The sequence below is a fragment of the Parasphingorhabdus sp. genome (assembly GCF_036963705.1).
In the GTDB taxonomy this organism is placed as follows: domain Bacteria; phylum Pseudomonadota; class Alphaproteobacteria; order Sphingomonadales; family Sphingomonadaceae; genus Parasphingorhabdus.
On record NZ_JBALUT010000036.1, the window covers coordinates 1 to 18,475 of the forward strand.

Consider the following 18,475-nt stretch of genomic DNA (forward strand, 5'->3'; position numbering starts at 1 on the left):
ATATCTGGTCATTTTTCGACAGCGACGTCGAAACCGGACATCGCTGGCTGATTGATCCGTTAATCTCGCGTCAGTGGGACAGCTATGACGTCCATTTCCCCAAATATAGCCGCAACCTGAGCAACGGCTATAATTCGATCGAATCCGAAAATCTCGATCGGGAATTGCGAAAGCAGATGCCCGCAGACGCGCTGAAAACCGGACAAAAGGTGACAAAGGTCGAATCTGGCCGACTGCAGCTCGCAAATGGTACAGAAATCGCTGCCAAAGCGGTGCTTGATGTCCGTGGCGGCGGAGATATTTCAGCGCTGGAGACCGGCTGGCAGAAATTTTGCGGCCAGATGCTCAGGCTGAAAGAACCGCACGGACTGGACCGGCCGATCATCATGGACGCGACGGTCGAGCAAATTGACGGCTATCGCTTCGTCTACTGCCTGCCGTTCAGCGACACGGAAATTTTCGTCGAAGACACTTATTACGCCGACACGCCGTTACTCGATAGCGCGATCTCCCACCAACGAATTGCCGAATATGCAGCCGGCCGGGGATGGCAAATCGATGCGGTTTTGAGTGAAGAAAAAGGCGAACTTCCAGTGATTTACGGCGGTGACTTCGAAGCCTTCTGGAAGGACAATAGAGGTGTCGATGCGCGCGCCGGAGCCCGCGCGGCGCTGATCCAGCCGATCACCAGCTATTCGCTGCCGATGGCGGTCCGGACCGCGTTCCTGATCGCCGAAATGCCCGAGATCAACCAGAACAAACTCGACGCGATGTTGCGCGATCTGGCCAAGACGCATTGGAAAAACGGCAAATTTTACCGCCTGCTTTGCGCCTTTCTGTTTCTCGGTGCCGATCCCGAGAAGCGTTACAAGACACTCGAACATAGCTATGGCAAGAGCGAACCGTTACTGGCCCGCTTTTATGCCGGTAATTCAACCTTGATGGACAAGATCCGTCTGCTAACCGGCAAACCGCCGATACCCGTTTCCCGCGCCATTTGGCTTTTGTTAAAATTTTGATGAGTATTCCTGCCCCATGAGTGACGTTGCAAAATCCCAAAACAGCCTGTTCAAGAAAGCAGCGGTCATCGGCTCCGGCTTTGGTGGCCTGGCGCTCGCCATCCGGCTGCAGTCGGCCGGCATCCAGACGACCATATTGGAAGGCCGCGACAAGCCGGGCGGACGCGCCTATTTCTGGGAGAAAGAGGGCTTTATCTTCGACGGCGGCCCGACCGTCATCACCGACCCCGATTGCCTGTCCCAGCTTTGGGAGCTGACCGGCAATGATATGGCGAAAGATATCGAGCTGATGCCGGTGTCACCTTTCTACCGGCTCAACTGGCCCGACGGCACGAACTTCGACTATGTCAACGATCCGGAAGAGCTTTATGCCAACATCGCGGCGATCGAACCGGATGATGTCGAAGGCTATAAGAAATTCCTCGAATATAGCGGCGGTTTATATGAGGAGGGCTATGTCAAGTTGGGCACCAAGGCGTTTCTCGATTTCAAATCGATGATCAAGGCGGCACCGGCCCTGATGAAATATCAAGCCTATCGCTCGGTCTATGCCAAGGTCTCGAGCTTCGTGAAGAACGAGAAGCTGCGCGAGTTTCTGTCTTTCCAGTCGCTGCTGGTCGGCGGCAATCCGATGAAGACCAGCGCGATTTATGGTCTGATCCACAAGCTCGAGCGGCTTGGCGGGGTCTGGTTTGCCAAGGGTGGGACCAATATGCTGGTCGCCGCGATGGTCAGGCATTTCGAACGCATCGGCGGGGTGATCAGACTGAATGATCCGGTCACCCAAATCGATACGATCGGCGACCGCGCGTCGGGCGTTACCTGCAAATCGGGCTGGAGCGAGAATTTTGATGCCGTCGCCACCAACGCCGACGTGATGCACAGCTATCGCGACCTTCTCGGCCACAAGCATCGCAGCGAGATGGTCACCGAAAAGCTGAAGAAGAAGAAATATTCGCCATCGCTGTTCGTCGTCCATTTCGGGGTGAAGGGCAGCTGGCCGGGTATCCCGCATCACATGATCCTGTTCGGACCGCGCTACAAAGGCCTGCTCGATGATATTTACGACAATGGCGTGCTACCGAGCGATTTCTCGCTCTATCTGCACCACCCGACTGTCACCGATCCGGAAATGGCGCCCGAAGGCCATAGTACATTCTACGTGCTCGCACCGGTACCCCATCAGGGTAAGCTGCCGATTGACTGGGATGTCATGGGACCGATCTACAAAAAGCGCATTCTCGACGAAATCGGCCAGCGGCTGATCCCCGATATTCATGACAGGATCATCACCAGCTTTCACTACACGCCACAGGATTTCGGGACCGACCTCAATGCCCATCTCGGTAGCGCGTTCAGCCTCGAGCCGCTGCTCACCCAAAGCGCCTGGTTCCGGGTCCACAATCGCGACGATGTCATCAACAATCTCTATTTTGTCGGCGCCGGTACCCATCCGGGTGCGGGCATCCCCGGTGTGGTCGGGAGCGCGAAGGCAACGGCCGAGTTGATGCTGGAGGATATGGCGTGATCGCCTATACCGTTCGTCCTGAGCCTGTCGAAGGACGGTTTCTACGCACCACAGGCACTTCGACAAGCTCAGTGCGAACGGATTTCTGCCGGATAATGCCATGAACCGCAAAAATCTCGTCCTTCAGGCCAGAAAGAGCATTGAGCGCGGTTCAAAATCCTTCTCTAGGGCCTCGAAACTATTCTCCAAGCCGACACGCGAGCGCGCGTGGCTGCTCTATAGCTGGTGCCGCGCCTGCGATGATCTCGCCGACGGGCAGGATCATGGTCATGGCATGTCCACCGTAGCCAATCCGGAAAAGACAATCGCGGCGATGCGGATGATGACTCGGCGCGCGCATGGCGGCGAGAAGACCGGCAATCCGCCATTTGATGCCTTTGGCGTTGTCGCACAGGAATGCAGCATTCCGCTTCCCTTCGCCAATGACATGATCGACGGTTTCGCGCTGGATGCCCGGGGATGGCGACCGGATAATGAAGATGACCTGCTGCAATATTGCTATCATGTCGCGGGAGCGGTCGGTTGCATGATGGCGATCGTGATGGGCGTGTCGCCGCGCGATCAGGAAGTGCTCGACCGCGCCTGCGATCTCGGCCTGGCGTTCCAGCTTGCCAATATCGCACGGGACGTCGCCGAGGATGCCGCGGCCGGACGATGCTATTTGCCAAACGCCTGGTTGAAGGAAGCTCGCCTTGATCCGGAAAATATCATGGCTCAGGATCGCCGCGATGCACTGATCCCGCTGGTCAACCGGCTTTGCGATCTGGCAGGCGCTTATGAAGAGTCCGCGCGCGTCGGTGCGGCCAACCTGCCTTTCCGGTCACGCTGGGCTGTATTGGCTGCTGCCGGGATTTACGGAGACATCGGCCGTGCGATCAAGAGCAGCAATGGTGCATCGCTCGATCAGCGGATATATACCAGCAAGGGCAAGAAGCTCGGCTGGATCGTCAAAGCCTTCGGTCAGGCCCTGCTCAACACCCGCGGGGGCGACCGTCAGGGATTGTGGACGAGAGCGCGCACCACTTAGGTGGCTAGTGGCTCGCACCGTTTTCGGTGACATATTTACCGATCCGCTGAACCGCCACATCATATAGATTTTGCGAGCAGCATAATACGCCGAGCGCTTTGCCATGGGTGCCGTTGTAGACCAGAGTTTCCCCAAGCGCATTGGTGACGCTGGCTCCTGCTTCGGTGGCGATCACATGGGCAGCGGCAATATCCCATTCATGGCCCCAGCGCGTCGAGGCAACGACATCGGCCCGGTTATCTGCGACCATCGCCATTCTGAGTGCGATGCTATTCGGCTTGGTCACCGCTACCAGATCGAGTTCGGGTGGCAGTTCTTCTGCCGGGATGCGGCAACCGGCATATTGCTGGCGACTGCTGGCGACCAGCGCGCGTCCGTTGACTTCGCTGTGGCTGCCCGCCTTGGCGATCCAGGCTTCATCCATCGCCGGGGCGACCAATATGCCGAAAATCGGTGATTCATTCAGTACCAGCGCGACGGAAACGCACCAGCCGGTCTTGCCCGCGACATAGTCTTTCGTACCGTCAATCGGATCGACCACCCAGGTCAATTCATCGCCGGCGCCGCTATGATCAATATGGGTTTCTTCCGAAAGCCAGCCGGCTTCGGGAAGAAGTTTCTCGAGTTCCAGCCTTAGAAACTTGTCGACCGCCAGATCGGCGTCGCAGACAATATGCCCGGGTGTCTTTTCCCAGATATTGGCGGCCCTCTGGCCTAGTCGCCAGTCGCGCATGGCAAGCGCCCCGCCCTCCTTGGCAATTGCGATTACCCGATCAAAATCAATGTCAGCCACCCGCCACCGTCATACTGTCTGTGCGCAGGGTCGGTGCGTTGATACTGTAACGATATTCCAGATCATCGGCGGCGATCAGGCTCTTGAACATATCTTTCAGATTGCCCGCGATGGTGATTTCCGAAACCGGCGGTCCGATCTCTCCGTCGACGATCAGAAACCCGCCAGCACCACGGCTATAATCGCCAGTGACCGGATTGACACCCATGCCGATCAGCTCGGTGATATAGACGCCATGCTTGATATCCTTGATCAATTCGGCCTTGCTCACCGAGCCGTTGCCCATATGCAGGTTGGTGACGCTGACACCGGGCGCTCCGCCGACGCCGCGCGAGGCATGGCCGGTCGGCTGCAGACCCAATTGGCGGGCCGAAGCGCTTTCCATCAGCCACTGGGTCAGGCGACCGTTATCGATCAATTTGGTCTTGGCGGTCGGCAGACCTTCGCCGTCAAAGGCTTTTGACCGCAGGCCCCGCTTGCGATGGGGGCAGTCGATGATGCTTAGGGCGCTGTCGAACACCTGGGTATCGAGCGCGTCGAGCAGGAAGCTGGTCTTGCGCGCGATAGCAGCGCCGGCAATAGCGCCGACAAAATGACCGAGCAGGCTGTTGCCGACGCGCGGATCATAGACGACCGGCATCGCGCCAGATTTGAAGTCCACAGGGTTGAGACGGGAAATGGCGCGTTCGCCAGCTTCCTTGCCGATAACTTCGGGATTCTCGAGATCTTCGAGAAAGCGCACGCTGTCATAGGCATAGTCGCGTTCCATGCCGTCGCCTTCACCAGCGATGACGCTAGCGGACAAGCTGTAACCGCTGGTTGAATAAGCACTGGAAAAGCCGTGGCTGGTTGCCAGCGCGACGATGCTGCGTCCGGCGCTCGCGCCGCCACCTTCGCTGTTGGTAACGCCCTTGACCGCCCGCGCGGCATCTTCGGCCTTTAACGCCAGTTCGCGCAGCAGTTCTGGTTCCGGATTTTGACCGTCATCCCCATCGATCGGATGCGGTTCCGTTTTCAATAATAATTCTTCGGGTGCGAGACCGGCATATTCGTCTTCCGGTGCCTCTCTGGCCATATCCAGTGCGCGTCCGACCAGAGCAGAAAGGATTTTCGGGTCCATATCCGAGGAAGACACGGTTGCCGAACGCTTGCCGACAAAGACCCTGAGGCCGATTTCTTCACCTTCGGAGCGTTCAACATCTTCGAGATTTCCAAGACGGATTTGCACCTGAGTGGCGGCATCACAGACATAGATAGCATCCGCAGCATCGGCGCCGGCTTTTTTGGCTTGGGATATAAGGGCGTCGGCGCGATCCTGCGCTTCTGTAGGTTTTAGCATGGGCAGGACATAGGTACGCCGCCCCGCAAGGTCAACGATGCGCTGCTAATTGAAATGGAAACGATGGCCGGTTTTCAGAGACCGGATATCAGAGGAACGGGCCAACGGCCTTGATCAACCCGACGAAGACAAATGGCAGACCGATAGCCAACATCCACAAAACCACCTGATCAGACCGGAATTTCGCGGCGATACTCTGCTCGGACAAGCCGCTGCTGGCCATATTGACCCAGCGTTTCTCGAATTTGCGGCAAAAGGGGATGATTACGGCAACCAGCAGAACCAAGCCGAAATAGGGAGCGATCGACATGCCCTTGGTTTCGATAAAGCTGAGCACGAAGAATATCTGCATCATGGTGTATACGAGCAGTGCCGCTGCACAATTATTGCTCATCTTCTTGTCCCATCGGACGCTGCTATGCTGCACGTCATGACGTGCGCTATGCTTGCTGACCGATTTGTGGGGTGCTGCTGCAACCATATTCATTCCCCTCAGAATATCATCTCCATTCATCGCCGGAAATTTGCCCCCGTGCGATGACTTTCAATAGTATACCTAATCAGGAATAAAAGCAAAATATACCCTCCGTTAAGCATATTATATGACGAAAACGGCGGTTCTGCTTGCCATAAATTACAACATAAGACAGAATCAGTTTTTAATCGCAATTCAATTTTGGGGACCATCCGCATGACTATTTCGCTTTCCGATCCACTGCCCCTGCCCTGTGGTGCCGTCCTCCCAAACCGGCTAAGCAAGGCGGCGATGACCGAGGGCATGGCAAGCCCCGACGGAGTGCCGACAGCGGAACTGGAGCGATTGTACGGTTTATGGTCCGATGGCGGCGCGGGGATGCTGCTCAGCGGTAATATATTGATCGATCGCGACCATCTCGAACGGCCCGGCAATGTCGTCATCGACCGCCCGGCAAGCGCGGCAATGAAGACTGCGCTGGAAAACTGGGCGCAGGCCGCGACCCGCAACGGCAATCATTTCTGGGCGCAGATCAGCCACGCCGGTCGTCAGACCCAGAGCAATGTCAACAAACATCCCAAAGCCCCCTCAGCCGTCAAACTCGGTCTGCCCGGCGGACAATTTGGTGAACCTGTTGCGCTAACGGTGCAGGAAATTGAAGAACTGGTCGACCGTTTCGCGCTGGCCGCCATGACTTGTCAGGCAGCGGGCTTCACCGGCGCGCAAATTCATGCCGCCCATGGCTATCTGCTCAGCAGTTTTCTCAGCCCGCGGGCCAACCAGCGGACCGACGAATATGGTGGCAGTCTGGAAAACCGGGCACGCTTTCTGCTCGCTGTCGTCGCCAAGACCCGCGCCGCAGTTGGTCCCGATTTCCCGATTTCAGTCAAGCTCAACAGCGCCGATTTCCAGAAAGGCGGGTTCAATTTCGATGACAGTCTGCAGGTGCTCAAATGGCTGGAAAACGCCAGTGTCGATCTGGTCGAGATTTCCGGCGGCACTTATGAACAGCCGGCGCTGATGGGCGCGGACGGCATCGAAGAAAAGGAGCAGCAAAATCTGGCTCCCTCAACCAAGAAACGCGAGGCCTATTTCGTCGATTTCGCCAAAGCAATGCAGGATGCGGTCACAGTTCCACTGATGGTCACCGGCGGTTTCCGGACCCGAGCGGCGATGGAATCCGCGCTCGCCAGTGGCGCCGCTGACCTGATCGGCCTCGGCCGCCCGATGTGCGTGATGACCGACGCGCCCAAGCAGTTATTGGAAGGGTTGGACGCATTGCCACGCTATGAGGACGAGCTCCGGCTGGTTCCCGGATGGCTGAATTTTCTCAAGAGCTTTCAATTAGTTAAGGCGATTGATGGCTTTGCGACAATCTACTGGTTCTACGAACAGCTCGAAAATCTCGGCAAAAGCGGCAAGACCGATCCAGGTTTGAGCGTGTTCAAGGCCTTTCGCGCGGTCGAGGCGCGCAACAAGCGGTTATTGGCGGGCCGCAGCGCGGGCTGACCCTGATATATGACACTCAGCGGCTAGGCACTATTACCGATCGGGATAAGACTCGGCTCCTGCACTGATTTTCGGACAGAGACATTAGGCGAAATCATGGTTAACCTATTGTAAAAGGACCGTTGGGAACATCTCTGTAAGCCCCTTGCGAGCTGGACAATACAAGAGGATACAGGTTTAACCCGCCGTTTACCATTGGCTGCTAGCAACATGCTATGCGGGCCAAGTTTCAACGATTCTTACAAAAACTGATTCCGCCGATCCCCGAAGCGGTGCGGGATGAATTTGCCGTCTTGAGCGCCACCCGCCTGCAAAGCCAGTCCCGCGCGCTTTTTCTGGCCATGTTTCTGACGATCCCCTTGGTCCTTTACGCCTCTTCCGCCGGTGCCAGCCCTGAAGTCCGCTATGGAATACCACTGGCGATGGCCGGTTGCTGTCTGCTCGGCTATATTTCGCTGATCAAGGACCGCAACGCCTCGGGCAGCCCGGATCTGGCGCGCAAGTTTATCGCGGAATCCACCTTCTTTTCGGCAGCCATTTGCGTCCTCGTTAGCGTCTGGTGTGTTTTGAGCTGGGTCGATGCCCCCCCCGAAATGCGGCTGTTCTATCCGTTCACCCTCGCTCTGGGTTCGCTGACAACCATCTATAATCTCGCCACGATCCGGCCGGCGGCGATACTCAATATCATCATCGGGATTGCCCCGATCACCGTCATCATGCTCTTGTCGGGTGATCCCGTCGGCTGGTCTGCTGCGGGCAGCCTGATCATGGTAACGACATTTCTGTACCGGGTGATCACGTGGCAAAATGATCAATTTATCAACCTGCTGGTGTTGCGGCACGAGATGCGCGAATTGGCGCATACCGATCCGCTGACCAACCTGTTCAATCGCCGGGCCTTGGCCGAACAACTTGAACGGCAGATTGCGACCGGAGATGAACAGTGCGGGTTTACCGTCGCCTTGATAGATCTTGACGGGTTCAAACCAGTGAATGACCAATTCGGCCATGCTGTTGGTGATCAATTGCTGATCGAAGTGGCGCAACGCCTGCAGCATGCGTGCGGCGAAAGCGGGATTGTCGCGCGAATGGGCGGTGATGAATTCGCGATCCTGCTAACACCCGAATCGACGATATCGAGCTCGGCCTGTGCCGACCATATGCTCGCCGCGCTAGTTCCGCCCTGCAAACTGGATGATCACGTCATTCGGGTCCGGGCGAGTATCGGCATCGCCACCTGGCCGGTTGACGGAGAAACTGCCGAGGCGCTGTTCGAGGTCGCAGATACTCAGCTTTACGCGGTCAAAAACTATGCAGCGAAGGCCTCTGCCCCGGATTCTTCATACCGGAGAAACCTGCGATCCAAATTCAGCTAGTCGGGACGGACCGGAGCTAGTCCAGTTCTTCTAGCCGAAGCGCTTTGCGATCGAGCTTGCCGATCATCGTCTTGGGCAGGCTCTCCCGCACCACGACATCCACCACCCGCTCATGCTTGCCAAGTTGCGGGTTCAGCCAGTCCTTCAGCTGTTCGCCGGTAATTGTCATGTCCGGATATAGCGCGACATAGGCCTTGGGGCTCTCTCCGCGATAGTCGTCGGGTACACCGATAACCAGCGCTTCCTTGACCGCTTCGTGCTTGTAGAGCACTTCCTCGACCTGGCTCGGGAAGACTTTGAAGCCGCCGACCGCGATCATGTCCTTCAGCCGGTCGACAATCTTGATGTAGCCGTCCTCGTCGATGGTCGCGACATCGCCGGTGCGCAGGAAATCGCCGACAAACACCTGTTTATCTTCCTCCGGCAAATTCCAGTAGCCCTGCATCACCTGCGGGCCGGAGAAGATCAATTCCCCGGGTTCCCCGGCTGGTGCGGGCTTGGACGGATCGCCCTTGTCGACCAGCTTCACAATTGTGCCGGGGACCGGTTGACCAATCGTGCCGGGTTTGTTGAGTGCCATATAGGGATTGGCGCTGACCACGCCGCAGCTTTCGGTCAAGCCATAGCCTTCGACCAGCTTTGCACCGGTCTTCGCCTCGAACCTGTTCTTGAGTTCCATCGACAATGGCGCACCACCGGAGACACAGACTTTGAGCGAGGAAAAATCGGTCTTGTCGGTATCGGGATGGTCGAGCAGCGCCTGATACATGGTCGGCACACCGGGCATGGCGGTAATCTTGGCGCGGGTAATCGCTGCCAATGTCTGCTGCGCATCAAAACGCGGCAGCATGACAATTTCCCCGCCACGTTCGACGGTGCGGTTGAGCACCGCGCTGTTGGCGAAAACGTGGAAGAACGGCAGAACGCCCATCACCCGGTCAACCTCGTCGATAAAGGGGTCAATGTCGTTAATCTGCCGGGCATTAGCGGTAAGATTCTGGTGAGTGCACATTGCGCCCTTGGGCGTGCCGGTGGTTCCACCGGTATATTGCAGCAAGGCAATATCCCGATCCGCGCGTATTTTGGGCGCGTCATAATTGCCGTCATTGTTTATCAGATCGGAAAAGACGGTGATCCGGTCGTCTTTGGGAATGGGGCTGCTCTCCTTACGGCGAAACAGCGAATAGAGCAGCGCCTTGCCCGCAGGCAGCGCTTCCGTGATGCTACCGACCACTAGCCGTTCGAGGCTCGACTGCTGGAGCACCTGATAGGCGGTCGGAAGAAGCGCGGTCGCCGAAAGCGTGAACAGGATCTTGGTGCCGCTATCCTCTACCTGGTGGTTCAGTTCCTCGACCGTATAGAGCGGCGAGAAATTTACCACCGTCGCGCCGACGGCCATCGCGCCGTAATAAGCGCTGACATAATGCGGGACATTTGGCAGGAACAGGCCGATCCGGTCGCCTTTCTGGACACCCATATCCTGAAGGCCCTTGGCGACCCGGACGATCTGGGCAGCCATTTCTCCATAGCTATATTTGCGGCCCATGAAATCCAGCAAATTGGCATCACCGCGCCTCCCCGCCGAAGCAAAGAACATTCCGGGCATCGACAAAGGCGCGTAGAATTGATCCCACGGAGTAGGATGATTGTAGCGGGTTTTCCAGATTACCGGCTGGTCGGGCTGTTTCTCAGTCATTGACATTCATGTAAGTGATGCTGCCTGACCTGACAATCAAAATTCCGGGCAAGATTGCAGGCGAAATTGTCGACAAGATTGCGGGTAAATAGGTCCCTTTTCGCCGGGCCAGCGTGTAGGGAGCAAAACCATGTCCGAGTCCGTCCCTGCCCCTGGCGCCAAATCGTCCCTGATCTTCGTGTTTCTCGTCGTGTTCATCGACATGCTCGGCTTCGGCATCATCATGCCGGTTCTGCCGAAACTGATCACCAGCATCACTGGCGAGACAATTTCCAACGCCGCGGTCTATGCCGGATGGCTGGCCTTTGCTTATGCTGCGATGCAATTTGTCTTTGGCCCGATTGTCGGCAATCTGTCGGACCGCTTCGGGCGGCGACCGGTGCTGCTCGGCGCATTGGGTGGTTACGCCATCGCCTACAGCCTGATGGGATTTTCCACTTCGCTGCTGTGGCTGTTTGCCGCGCGGATAATTGCAGGGATCATGGGCGCCAGTTTCAGCACGGCTTATGCCTATATCGCCGATATATCTCCGGCCAAAAAACGCGCGCAGAATTTCGGGCTTATCGGCGCGGCTTTCGGCCTCGGGTTCATCATAGGCCCGGCAATCGGTGGCATATTGGGCGAATATGGTACACGCCTGCCCTTTTTCGGGGCCAGCGCGCTGGCAGCGCTCAATCTGGTCTTCGGTTTTTTCATGCTCAAGGAGAGCCTGCCGCCAGAAAAGCGGCGACCTTTCAATCTCGCTCGCGCCAATGCCATCGTGGCTCTGAAAGCGCTCAGCGGCCAGAACAAGGTCGTCATCTGGTATGCAACGGCGCTGACCGTATGGATGACTGCCCATGTCGTCTTTCCGATCATCTTCGCCTTTTACCTGATCGCCGCCTTTGGCTGGAGCGAATTGTTCGTGGGCCTCGCCTTTGCGGCCGTCGGGCTTGGTGCCGCGACTGTCCAGGGCTTCCTGATCCGTGTGCTGGTTCCGCGCATAGGCGAACGCAATTCGGCAATTCTCGGCGCGATTTCGATGGCGGTCAGTTGCGTTTTCTATGTACTTGCCGGTGGTGGCCAAGCATGGCTGGTTTTCATCGCGATTCCGGTCGGCGCGTTGCAGGGGCTGTTCCAGCCTTCGCTGAACGGCCTGATGAGCAACGCCGTATCCGATGAAACCCAGGGCGAACTGCAAGGCGCAGTCGCGAGTCTGCAGAGCATTGCCTCGATCACCGGACCACCCATTTTCACCGCGGTTTTCGCGGCTTTCACGGTGGCGGGAAGCGCCTATTATTTGCCCGGCGCGCCATTCGGACTGGCGGGACTAATCGCGCTTGTCGCGCTGGCGATATTCCTGCGCGGATATGCCCTGCACTGCACCAGTGACGAGGTCGAGCCGCCGCCAGCAGCCAAACCGCTGATGGACTAAGCCGCGCTAATTCCGCACACGTTCTGCGGAAAGCCCGGCAGCGTCGATACCGGCAACAGCGCAAGCAGCGTCCGCGGCGGGCGCTTCGCCGGACACTCCGACACTGCCGATAAAATTGCGTCCGTCCGAAGTATATACTGGTACGCCGCCAGCAACCGTCACGATGAACGGCGCATCGGCGAACCCGGGCGTGCCTTTTATCGCTTCTTCCATTTGCGCCGTGGAAAATCCCCAGCTGGCGACCGCCTTGGCCTTGGCCTGGGAGAAGGCCATGATCCCGGGACCATTGCCTTCCATTCTCAGCGCGGTGACGAGATTGCCGCCTTTGTCATAGACAGCGACCGCGTGGCTCTGCTGTCTGGCCTGGGCATGCGCTTTGCAACCGGCGATGATTTGCTCTGCCGCGTTAGAACTGAGGTGATAGCTCTGCGTCTGCGCGAGCGTGGGCGCGGCACCGAGCGAGATACAAAATAGAAATGCGATGGACGTTTTCATCCGGCTTCTCCCGATTTTTCCGAAACATCAGTTTAGGACGGGAAGATCGCAGCAGGTCACCAATTCGATAAAAGCCGGATGGCAATCGACCAAATCAGGCGGCGCTATACCAGGCGGTGCCGTCCTTCATGTTCAGCGTGGCACGACCGGTATATTCCAGATGCCTCAAGGTCGCCATCGCCTCTCCGCTGGCCATGCCGATGACATCCGGCGTGATCGGACGGCGGAACAGATAGGGAAAGCTGTCGACCACCCGCTTGGGGCTTTCGCGCAGACCCTGTTCGAGATCATCGAGCGCTTCGTTGTGCCGCAAGGCCAGCGTATCGAGCCGCTGATGGGCGCCTAGAAACGGACGGCCATGGGCGGGCAAGATCAGCAGATCATTATCCAGTTCGGCACGAAAATGCGCGATACTGGCTAGCCATTCGCCAAGCGGATCGCTGGTCGGCTCGCTCAACATGGTTGAGATATTGGATGTTATCCGCGGCAATATCTGGTCGCCGGAGATCATCACCTTGGCGCTGTCGTCGATCAGGCAAGCATGTTCGGGTGTGTGACCGTTGCCGATCATCACCCGCCACTCATGGTCACCTGTTCTTACTCTGGTGCCCTCTTCCATCCGGATATGGCCGATTGGCAGGTCCGACACAGCGCGAGCGAAACGGCCCCAGCCCTTGGCAGCGAAATCGTCGATCAGATTCTGTTCCCAGCCGCAGAAACGCCATTCGTCCAGCGCCTCTTGCGGGACGCCGTCGCGTTTGTCGGCGATCAGCATCTTGGTCAGCATCCATTCGGTGCGGTTCATGTGCAAAGGTGCTTTGAACCGCTTTGCCAGCCAGCCGGCGCAACCGACATGATCGGGGTGATAATGGGTCACGATAATCTTGGTAGCGCTCTGCCCTTGCAGCGCGCCTTCCTGGAACAGATGTTTCCACGCCTCGACCACCTGTGGCATGAACAATCCGGTATCGGCTATCGCAAAGCCTGCGCTGCCGTCTTCATGTCGGTCGGCGAGCACCCAGTTGTTGATATGACCAAGCGGACCGGGCACCGGGGTGCGGGTCCAGCCGATGCCGGGCATCAGTTCAAAATATTCGCCATATTTCGGTTCATAGTCGCCGAGCGGATAGGTCAGACCGTCCGATTCAATCGGGTCAAAACCATGATCAGCGAGCATGGCATCATAGGCCGGCGGTTTTCTGGGAGCATCCATGGAACAGCCATAGCCCCTGGATCAGGCCAAGCGCAAGCCGGTTTAATCGGTTAGTTAAGGCTTCGAGTGACCGGCTTGGTGATCATCAGCGACAACCGCAGACAACCGCCGGAGTTTCCCCCGGCAGCATCGTTCCGCGATCATCGAAACCGGCGCAGGCCGGAATCGATCAGCTGTCCTTGAAAAGCGTCTCTGCTGTATGCACGACGGGAGCCGCTTCGTCCTCGCCGGTTTCACCGGACAGAGCGGCTTCTGCATCGCGTGCCGCCTGGGCGCGTTCTTCACGCAATTCGGCAATCAGCGCTTCCTTGTCGCCGCCCAGTTTTGTGTCATCTTCCGCTTCAGGCTCGATGCCAGCCTTTTTCGCTGCCTTGGCAACAACGGCATCAAGCTCGCGCTGCGAACACAGGCCAAGAGTGACGGGATCTTTTGGCGCAATATTGGCGATATTCCAGTGCTCGCGCTCGCGGATGGCGTTGATCGTGGTACGGGTGGTGCCGATCAGCTTGCCAACCTGGGCATCGGAGATTTCCGGGTGATTGCGCAGCAACCAGGAAATACCGTCGGGCTTGTCCTGACGCTTGGATACCGGCGTATAGCGAGGTCCCTTGGTCCGGCGCACTTGGTCCGGTCCCTTCTGGATAACCATACGGTAGTCCGGGTCTTTTTCGGCTTTCTCGATTTCGGCATGGGTCAACTCATGCGCCTGGACCGGATCACGACCGGTATATTTGGAGCTGGCGAGATCATCGGCCATCGCATTGACTTCAAGAATATGGATACCGCAAAATTCGGCGATCTGGACAAAGCTCAGCGCCGTGTTGTCCACCAGCCAGCTGGCGGTTGCATGCTGCATAAGTGGGGTTGCTTGTTCGGCCATGATGGCTTCCTTCCAATAGCTGGCATTTCTGCGCCAGCGACAATTTAAAAATAAAGGGCCGCCCCCTTGCGGAGACGGCCTGTTGGAAGCTTATGTAGGCTCTTTCAAGGGAGTCGGCAAGATATTTGGCTAAACCCGCGCAAAAATTGCTTTTGCCAATATCCGCCGGGACATATGATAGTCCGGACGCCCTTCCCGGGAGGCCAATCCGTCGAGAAACTGGTGGGCGCTCGCTTCCCAGCTGAAGTTCTCGCCATGGGCGATACATTCGGCGGGATTGAGCCCGAGTGCGCGCTGTATTGCGACATTCAGATCTTCGTCCATCGCGCCGCTGCTTGCAGTCAATATGTCGACCGGACCTGCCACCGGATAGGCTGCAACCGGCGTTCCGCAGGCAAGAGCTTCGATGATCACCAGCCCGAAAGTGTCGGTCTTGCTGGGGAATATGAACACATCCGCTCCGGCATAATAGCCCGCCAGTTCACGGCCCGATTTTCTCCCGGCAAAATGGACGTCGGGAAAACGCGACTGCAATCCCGCCAGTGCTGGTCCGTCGCCAACCACGACTTTAGAACCAGGTTGATCGCTGATCAGAAACGCCTCGATATTCTTCTCAACCGCTACCCGCCCGACATAGAGCTGAATTGGCCGTTTCAGCTTCTCGTAGATCGCAGGAGATGGAGCATCGGGCCGGAAATTGTCGAGATCGACGCCGCGGCTCCAATGATGAACATGGCCCAACCGTTGGCCGCGCAGCTGATTGCGGATGCTTTCTGTCGACACCATGATCGCTTCTGAACTCTGATGAAACCAGCGGATATAGGGCCAGAAAAGCCGTGGCGACAATCTTGTCCGTTTGGCGAGATATTCTGGAAATTGCGTGTGATAAGCGGTTGTAAACGGACGACCATTTCGCCGGCACCAGCGGCGTGCCTGAACGCAGAGCGGGCCTTCGGTAGCCAGATGGACGGCTTCCGCACCAAATTGTTCGATTTGCCTGCCGATGGTGCCGGCGCGGGTAAAAGCCAGACGGATTTCAGGATAGCTCGGCGCGGGGATCGATGGGTATTGGTCCGGGGAAAGCACCAGAATTTCATGACCCCTCCTCCGCAACAGGTCCACGACCGTGTCCAGCGTTCGCACCACGCCGTTGACTTGCGGATGCCACGCATCCGTTACCAGCGCGATCTTCACGCCGCCTGCCCTACGTCGGCCCCTACCTCGATCAATCGTGCTGTTTGTCGTTGTTTAGCATTTCGCGCCGCTATCTCGTCGGCCCAGTGGAGAATTTCCATAGTGCCGTCTTCACCCTCTACAAGAGCGGTGCAGCCTTCGACCCAGTCGCCGTCATTATAATATTCGATACCCTTGATGACGCGATGTTCGGCGGTGTGGATATGACCGCAGACTACGCCGTCGACACCCCGGCTTTCTGCGGCCTTGGCAACAAGCTCCTCGTAGCGTCCGATAAATTCGACTGCATTTTTGACCTTGTTTTTGGCCATTTTGGACAGCGACCAATAGGGAAGATCGAAGCGATTGCGGACCTTGTTGACCAGCCAGTTCAAGCGCATCAGCGACACATAGGCGGCGTCCCCGATGACGGCTAGCCACCGATGTGCAAGCATAACCGTGTCAAATTCATCGCCGTGCAAAACCAGCAAGCGTCGACCATCGGCAGTTTCATGGATCGCCGAACGACGGATTTCCACACCACCGAAACTCAGGCCGGTGAACTGGCGGAACATTTCGTCATGATTACCGGGAATATAGACGATGCGTGTGCCCCGCCGCGCCCGTTTCAATATCCGCCAGATGATATCATTGTGGCTGTCTGGCCAGAAAAACCGCTTCTTCATCCGCCAGCCGTCAATAATATCTCCGACCAGATAGAGCGTGTCACTGTCGACATGGTCGAGAAAATCGATCAGCAAATCGGCATTGCAGCCACGCGTCCCAAGATGGATATCGGATATCCAGATCGTCCTGTATCGCGTCCGGTCGCTCGAATGGACAAGCGGCTTGCGCTTCAGTCGTGCTTCATAATGATCGGCATCAAGCAACGGAATATCAGCTTTGGTCAGCGGCGGAAATTGTTTGGCCATTGAAAGCTCCCATGGAAAACTACCCATGGGCCTGGCCTTAGCCGTTGATTGTGACAGCCGGATTCCCGTTTTATGAAGCTTTGGTGACGGAAAGCCTCATGCTTTCAGATATTCCCGGACCCTGATTTGCAGATGCGGAACCGCATCCTCGCTGGACAAGAATTCAGAGACCGGCATGGTTTGCCAGTGCTGTCCCTCATCGCCGAAGACGATATCATCCAATATGCGGGGTGGCAGCCGGCAGACAAAGAATAATGCTACTTTTCCCGCTCCGCGCCAGTTCGGGTAGGTCTGGACATGTTGGAACTGGTCAATCGCGATGCGAATGCCGAATTCTTCAAATGTTTCGCGTGCGACGCATTGCGCGCCGCTCTCGTCATTTTCTCGCCCGCCGCCGGGCAGGTCGAGCAGATTGGGGAACGGGATATCCGGCTTGTTGTCCCGGCGATAGACCAGGATATGATCTTCAATGAAAAATGCCACTTTCGCGCCGTGAAAGTCGGGTTCGTCGTTCATCCCATCATTCGACGATCAGGACTATCTTACCGATATGATCACCGGCCTCCATATGGGCGTGGGCCTTGGCCGCGTCGGCTAGCGGAAAGCTTTCATCCATCACCGGTTTCAATTTTCCGGCCTCGACATCGGGCCAGACATAGCGGTGCAGCTCATCGCCCATCAACGCCTTGCGCGCCGCCGACTGGGGCCGGAGTGTTGATCCGGTGAGGATAAGACGTTTCATCATGACATGTGCCATGTTGATCGTGGCCTGCAGTCCGCCCTGGACCGCTATCGTCACATGGCGGCCATCTTCTTTCAGACATTGCAGGTTGCGCGCGACATAGTCGCCAGCGACCATGTCGAGGACGATTTCCACGCCTTTGCCGTCGGTGATTTTCTTGATCTCCTCGACAAAGTCCTGACTCTTGTAATTGATCGCATGATCGGCGCCGATCTGCTTTGCAGCGGTGCATTTCTGATCGCTGCCGCAGGTCACAATGACATTCAGGCCAAACAGCTTGCCAAGCTTGATCGCCATCGTACCAATACCGCTGGTGCCGCCATGAACCAGAACCGTTTCCCCTTCACGGGCAAAGCCGCGGTTGAACAGATTGCCCCACACAGTGAACAAAGTTTCGGGCAAGGCAGCCGCTTCGGCCATGGTCAGGCAATCCGGAACCGGCAAACATTGTTCAACCGGGGCGACACAATATTCGGCATAGCCTCCGCCGTTGGTCAACGCGCAAATCTTGCGGCCGATCCATTCGGGTTCGACGCCCGCGCCCAGGGCTACGACAGTCCCGGACACTTCCAGGCCGGGCAAAGGCGATGCGCCCGGGGGCACAGGATAAAGCCCCATGCGCTGGATTACATCAGGGCGGTTTACCCCGGCGGCAGCAACCCGGATCAGCACTTCTCCGTCATCCGGCTGCGGCATCGCTACGGTTTCAATTTTCAGGACTTCCGGTCCCCCTGGCTCGCTGATCACGATGGCGGTCATTTCTTTTTGCAACACTTCAGATACGGCCATTGAATACCCCCCGGGAAATTTGCGACCTCCCATAATCTCGCCCCTTATTGACAGCAAAGCGCGAGCGGTCAACAT

17 protein-coding genes are annotated in these 18,475 nt (G+C 57.2%); 6 read left to right on the forward strand and 11 right to left on the reverse strand.

Translation table 11 applies throughout. From position 1 onward, the window contains the following. The 3 genes from crtY to V7680_RS09530 form a co-directional block, all read left to right on the forward strand. Positions 1-1,019: lycopene beta-cyclase CrtY (gene crtY, locus V7680_RS09520; RefSeq protein WP_335653058.1), on the forward strand; the 1,019-nt coding region annotated here is incomplete at its 5' end. Between the two features lie 16 nt (positions 1,020-1,035). Beyond that, a complete protein-coding gene (locus V7680_RS09525) occupies positions 1,036-2,547 on the forward strand; it encodes a phytoene desaturase (protein WP_335653059.1) in 1,512 nt (503 codons plus the stop codon). Positions 2,548-2,647: 100 nt separating this feature from the next. Next, positions 2,648-3,574: a phytoene/squalene synthase family protein gene (locus V7680_RS09530; RefSeq protein WP_335653060.1), complete on the forward strand. Its 927-nt coding sequence runs from the start codon at positions 2,648-2,650 to the stop codon at positions 3,572-3,574. 4 nt (positions 3,575-3,578) lie between these two features. On the opposite strand, the gene V7680_RS09535 is transcribed toward V7680_RS09530, so the two are convergent. The 3 genes from V7680_RS09535 to V7680_RS09545 all read right to left on the reverse strand — a co-directional run bounded on the left by V7680_RS09535 (position 3,579) and on the right by V7680_RS09545 (position 6,187). Beyond that, positions 3,579-4,367, reverse strand: a complete 789-nt coding sequence (locus V7680_RS09535; protein ID WP_335653061.1) for a 3'(2'),5'-bisphosphate nucleotidase CysQ — start codon at positions 4,365-4,367, stop codon at positions 3,579-3,581. Continuing rightward, a complete protein-coding gene (locus tag V7680_RS09540) occupies positions 4,360-5,706 on the reverse strand; it encodes a TldD/PmbA family protein (RefSeq protein ID WP_335653062.1) in 1,347 nt (448 codons plus the stop codon). Before V7680_RS09540 ends, V7680_RS09535 begins: the two co-directional genes overlap by 8 nt. 88 nt (positions 5,707-5,794) lie before the next feature. Next, complete coding sequence (locus V7680_RS09545; RefSeq protein ID WP_335653063.1) at positions 5,795-6,187, reverse strand: hypothetical protein; 393 nt, start codon at positions 6,185-6,187, stop codon at positions 5,795-5,797. Positions 6,188-6,397: 210 nt separating this feature from the next. Between V7680_RS09545 and V7680_RS09550 the strand changes: the two genes are divergently transcribed. Both V7680_RS09550 and V7680_RS09555 read left to right on the forward strand, forming a co-directional pair. After that, positions 6,398-7,690, forward strand: coding sequence for an NADH:flavin oxidoreductase/NADH oxidase family protein (locus tag V7680_RS09550; protein WP_335653064.1), 1,293 nt, complete (start codon positions 6,398-6,400; stop codon positions 7,688-7,690). A 215-nt stretch (positions 7,691-7,905) separates the two neighbouring features. Further along, complete coding sequence (locus V7680_RS09555; protein ID WP_335653065.1) at positions 7,906-9,066, forward strand: GGDEF domain-containing protein; 1,161 nt, start codon at positions 7,906-7,908, stop codon at positions 9,064-9,066. Between the two features lie 16 nt (positions 9,067-9,082). On the opposite strand, the gene V7680_RS09560 is transcribed toward V7680_RS09555, so the two are convergent. Further along, the gene (locus tag V7680_RS09560; protein WP_335653066.1) at positions 9,083-10,762 is read right to left on the reverse strand and encodes a long-chain-fatty-acid--CoA ligase; all 1,680 of its coding nucleotides are present in this window, start codon (positions 10,760-10,762) and stop codon (positions 9,083-9,085) included. A gap of 130 nt (positions 10,763-10,892) precedes the next feature. On the opposite strand from V7680_RS09560, the gene V7680_RS09565 reads away from it, so the two are divergent. Further along, positions 10,893-12,176 (forward strand): TCR/Tet family MFS transporter, encoded by a 1,284-nt coding sequence (locus tag V7680_RS09565; RefSeq protein ID WP_335653067.1) that lies wholly within the window; start codon positions 10,893-10,895, stop codon positions 12,174-12,176. Positions 12,177-12,182: 6 nt separating this feature from the next. Here the strand turns inward: V7680_RS09565 and V7680_RS09570 are convergent, their stop codons facing one another. The 7 genes from V7680_RS09570 to V7680_RS09600 form a co-directional block, all read right to left on the reverse strand. Further along, the gene (locus V7680_RS09570) at positions 12,183-12,671 is read right to left on the reverse strand and encodes a GlcG/HbpS family heme-binding protein (protein ID WP_335653068.1); all 489 of its coding nucleotides are present in this window, start codon (positions 12,669-12,671) and stop codon (positions 12,183-12,185) included. 94 nt (positions 12,672-12,765) lie between these two features. After that, positions 12,766-13,884, reverse strand: coding sequence for an MBL fold metallo-hydrolase (locus V7680_RS09575; RefSeq protein WP_335653069.1), 1,119 nt, complete (start codon positions 13,882-13,884; stop codon positions 12,766-12,768). 169 nt (positions 13,885-14,053) lie between these two features. After that, positions 14,054-14,764 (reverse strand): DUF1013 domain-containing protein, encoded by a 711-nt coding sequence (locus tag V7680_RS09580; RefSeq protein ID WP_335653070.1) that lies wholly within the window; start codon positions 14,762-14,764, stop codon positions 14,054-14,056. A 129-nt stretch (positions 14,765-14,893) separates the two neighbouring features. Next, positions 14,894-15,958: a glycosyltransferase family 4 protein gene (locus tag V7680_RS09585; RefSeq protein WP_335653071.1), complete on the reverse strand. Its 1,065-nt coding sequence runs from the start codon at positions 15,956-15,958 to the stop codon at positions 14,894-14,896. Continuing rightward, complete coding sequence (locus V7680_RS09590) at positions 15,955-16,869, reverse strand: UDP-2,3-diacylglucosamine diphosphatase (RefSeq protein WP_335653072.1); 915 nt, start codon at positions 16,867-16,869, stop codon at positions 15,955-15,957. The genes V7680_RS09585 and V7680_RS09590 overlap by 4 nt, the downstream gene beginning before the upstream one ends. Before the next feature lie 96 nt (positions 16,870-16,965). Then, complete coding sequence (locus V7680_RS09595; protein WP_335653073.1) at positions 16,966-17,385, reverse strand: NUDIX hydrolase; 420 nt, start codon at positions 17,383-17,385, stop codon at positions 16,966-16,968. A 4-nt stretch (positions 17,386-17,389) separates the two neighbouring features. Next, the gene (locus V7680_RS09600; protein WP_335653074.1) at positions 17,390-18,400 is read right to left on the reverse strand and encodes an NAD(P)H-quinone oxidoreductase; all 1,011 of its coding nucleotides are present in this window, start codon (positions 18,398-18,400) and stop codon (positions 17,390-17,392) included. Positions 18,401-18,475 lie beyond the last annotated feature (75 nt).